The sequence below is a fragment of the Bacteroides sp. AF32-8BH genome (genome assembly GCF_003435205.1).
In the GTDB taxonomy this organism is placed as follows: Bacteria; Bacteroidota; Bacteroidia; order Bacteroidales; family Bacteroidaceae; genus Bacteroides; species Bacteroides ovatus.
The window spans coordinates 1-4,133 of sequence record NZ_QVLZ01000093.1 but is presented as its reverse complement, the minus strand read 5'-3'; the positions used below and the strand labels follow the sequence as shown (position 1 = coordinate 4,133).

Here is a 4,133-nt window from a genome sequence, read left to right as displayed (position 1 = left end):
GGGCTTTGCGCATAAAAAAAGGCTGTGTCAGCGTTTTGACACAACCTCTTTTCTTATTCTACTTTTTTATGCCGGGGGTGATCGATGTTCTACCCACGTGTGAGTTGGTTTTAGCCCGGGTGTTAATAAGCGGCAGTTAGTTGCCGGCGTTTGTTTTCAGTTGCTCATTCATAGCAGCGGCAGCTTTACGGCCATCACCCATCGCCAGAATTACGGTAGCTCCACCGCGAACGATGTCACCACCTGCGTAAATCATTGGGATAGAAGATTCCATGTTGTCATTTACTGCGATAGTTCCTTTTCGTCCTAATTCCAGTCCTTTGATAGAGCTTGGAACAATCGGGTTGGGAGATACCCCAACGCTGACAATGGCCAGGTCTATATCGATTGTTTCTGTCGCTCCCGGGATGGCTACAGGACTACGACGTCCGGAAGCATCCGGTTCGCCTAATTCCATCTTTTGCAGAATAACTTGTTTTACGCAACCTTGTTCATCAGCAATATATTCGATAGGATTATGCAGAGTGAGGAATTCAACTCCTTCTTCTTTGGCGTGTTTTACTTCTTCGATACGTGCAGGCATTTCTTCTTCCGAGCGACGATAGATAATAATAGCACGTTCAGCGCCAAGACGTTTTGCTGTACGGACAGAGTCCATAGCTGTGTTACCACCACCGATTACTGCCACATTCTTACCGAATGCTACCGGAGTGTCTGAATCTTCGCTGGCGGCATCCATCAAATTGACACGGGTGAGGTATTCATTTGAAGACATGATATTGATAGAGTTTTCTCCCGGGATATTCATAAAGTTTGGCAGTCCGGCACCGGAAGCCACGAATATTCCTTTGAAACCTTCCGCTTTCAAGTCTTCTACACCGATAGTTTTTCCTACAATACAGTCTTTGATGAAGTTAACGCCCATCTTACCGAGATTGTCGATTTCTACGTCTACAATCTTGTTTGGCAAACGGAATTCGGGGATACCGTATTTCAATACACCGCCAATTTCATGCAGCGCTTCAAATACAGTTACATCATATCCATATTTAGCCATATCTCCGGCAAATGCCAATCCTGCAGGTCCTGAACCGATAACAGCTATTTTGATGCCGTTTTTCTCTGCAATGACAGGTACGGAGATTTGTCCGCTTTCACGTTCGTAATCAGCTGCAAAACGTTCCAAATAACCGATAGCTACCGGCTTTTCATTCATTTTCAGATGAATACATTTTGATTCGCACTGTTTTTCTTGCGGACACACACGACCGCAAACTGCAGGGAGCGCACTTGTTTCTTTCAATGTTTTAGCAGCTTCGAGGAACTCACCGCGTTCGATATTCTTAATGAAGCGGGGAATATCAATACCTACCGGACAGCCTTCCATACATCCAGGATTAGCACAGTCGAGACAGCGTTTGGCTTCTGTAACAGCCTGTTCTGCTGTTAATCCTTGATTAACTTCCTCTTTACGGCTGTGTGAACGGTATTCAGCATCGAGTTCATTCATCTCTACACGAGGAATAGCCGTACGTTCTTTTGGCTTCATGGATTTGCGTAACTCCTGTCTCCAAGTAGCATTACGACTTTTTTCATCGATTTCTTTGGTTGCTTCACATTCCGATTCCAGCTTATGCATTTCTTCGCGTTCGATATTCTTGAACGCACCCATACGTTTCAGCATTTCGTCGAAATTCACTTGGTGACCGTCGAATTCCGGACCATCTACACAAACGAATTTAGTCTTTCCTCCTACAGTGATACGGCAAGCACCGCACATACCTGTTCCGTCCACCATGATAGTATTTAGCGAAACATCTGTCGGAATTTCATATTTTTTAGTCAGCAAGCAAACGAATTTCATCATGATGGCAGGGCCAATAGCGAAACATTTGTCTACTTTCTCACGTTTGATAACTTCTTCTACACCTGCTGTCACCAGACCTTTACGGCCGTAAGAACCGTCATCCGTCATGATAATTACTTCGTCAGAGCTTTCACGCATTTCTTTTTCCAGGATGATGAGATCTTTATTGCGTCCAGCCAATACAGTGATAACACGGTTACCGGCAGCCTTCAAAGCCTGTACGATAGGAAGCATCGGAGCCACACCTACACCACCACCAGCGCAGATTACTGTTCCGAATTTTTCTATATGGGTAGCTTGTCCGAGTGGGCCTACTACGTCAGTGATAGATTCGCCTTCATTCAGCTCGCAGAGACGGGTAGAAGAAAGCCCGACTTCCTGCACTACCAGAGTAATGGTACCCTTTTTCAGGTCGGAACCTGCGATAGTCAATGGCATACGTTCTCCTTTTTCGCCTACACGTACGATGACGAAGTGTCCGGCCTTACGAGATTTAGCAATTAAAGGAGCTTCAATTTCAAATTTGAATACTTTTTCAGAAAAGCGTTCCTTGCTAATGATTTTGTTCATTATCTAATTAATTTGTTGTTTTTATTACGTAACTGCTATCAGAATGATATAAATTTTGGCAAAGATACAGCTTATTTGCGAAATATAAAAGAAAAGCCACTCTTTTGATGAGTGGCTCTCTATATAAGGGTGCTTTTATTAGTCTGTCAGATCAAGTCTTAGTCTATCTTGTCGAAGCCGCAGTACGGAACCAACGCTTTCGGAATTCTAATGCCTTCCGGAGTCTGGTTGTTTTCGAGTAGGGCAGCAACGATACGTGGCAGTGCTAATGCTGAACCGTTTAGTGTGTGGCAGAGTTCGGTTTTCTTTTCTGCATTACGGTAACGGCATTTCAGACGATTGGCCTGATAGGTATCGAAATTGGATACGGAACTTACTTCCAACCAGCGTTTCTGTGCCTCTGAATATACTTCGAAGTCGAAACAAAGGGCAGCAGTGAAACTCATATCACCACCACAGAGGCGGAGGATACGATATGGAAGTTCCAGTTTTTGCAACAGACCTTCTACGTGGTCTAGCATTTCCTGATGAGATTGTTTGGAGTGTTCCGGTTTGTCAATGCGAACCAATTCTACTTTGGAGAATTCGTGCAGACGATTCAGTCCGCGCACATCTTTACCATAGGAACCAGCTTCACGACGGAAACATTGTGTATAGGCGCAATTCATTATTGGCAACTGTTTTTCTTCCAAAATTACATCACGGTAGATGTTGGTTACAGGCACTTCTGCTGTTGGAATCAGATATAAATCATCTACTTCACAATGATACATTTGTCCTTCTTTGTCAGGAAGCTGTCCTGTGCCATAGCCGGAAGCAGCGTTAACTACTGTCGGTGGCATGATTTCAGTATATCCGGATTTGCGTGCTTCGTCCAGGAAGAAGTTGATAAGAGCGCGTTGAAGTTGTGCGCCTTTACCTTTATATACAGGGAAACCTGCACCTGTGATTTTTACACCCAGATCGAAGTCTATTAAATCATATTTCTTAGCCAGTTCCCAGTGGGGGAGTGCATCTTTAGGAAGTTCAGTTTCCATACCTCCCATTTTTTCCACTACGTTATCTTCAGCACCTACACCTTCGGGTACGCTGTCGTAAGGAATGTTGGGGATGGTGTAAAGTACATTCTGCATATCTGTTGCAGCCTGTGTCATAGCGGCGTCTAATTCTTTGTTACCTTCTTTTAGTTCGGCAACGCGTGCGCGTGCAGTCTCAGCTTCCTCTTTCTTGCCTTCTTTCATCAGTTGACCGATGGTGCGTGAAAGCGAGTTAACCTCTGCCAGATTCTTATCTAATTCATTTTGTGTGCTACGTCTCTTGTCGTTAAGAGCGATCACTTGATCGATCGTTTCCTTTGCATTTTTGAAATGCTTCTTTTCCAGTCCGCGGAGTACCGCCTCTGTGTTTTCTGTAATTTGTTTAATGGTAAGCATATCTATACTTTTTATGAACTTTCTTATTTAAGGCTACAAAGATAAAGAAAAAACGAATAATCAAGCAAATATATGTGTTATATATAATATATATGATGTGTCTATGATATATATAATACATGTATTGAGCTGTATAATAAACATATATGCAGTGAATGATACATACATGTCTCTTTTAGAGTGATATATAAAACTCTGGTTGTTAAAAAGAAAGAGGTTGTGTCAAAACGCTGACACAGCCTTTTTTTATGCGCAAAGCCCAG

General features: G+C 43.2%; 2 protein-coding genes. Both read right to left on the bottom strand.

From position 1 onward, the window contains the following. Window positions 1-136: 136 nt before the first annotated feature. A complete protein-coding gene (locus DWZ47_RS29985) occupies window positions 137-2,437 on the bottom strand; it encodes a bifunctional dihydroorotate dehydrogenase B NAD binding subunit/NADPH-dependent glutamate synthase (RefSeq protein ID WP_032846183.1) in 2,301 nt (766 codons plus the stop codon). A gap of 158 nt (window positions 2,438-2,595) precedes the next feature. After that, the gene (gene serS / locus DWZ47_RS29980) at window positions 2,596-3,870 is read right to left on the bottom strand and encodes a serine--tRNA ligase (RefSeq protein WP_032846181.1); all 1,275 of its coding nucleotides are present in this window, start codon (window positions 3,868-3,870) and stop codon (window positions 2,596-2,598) included. Window positions 3,871-4,133: the final 263 nt, after the last annotated feature.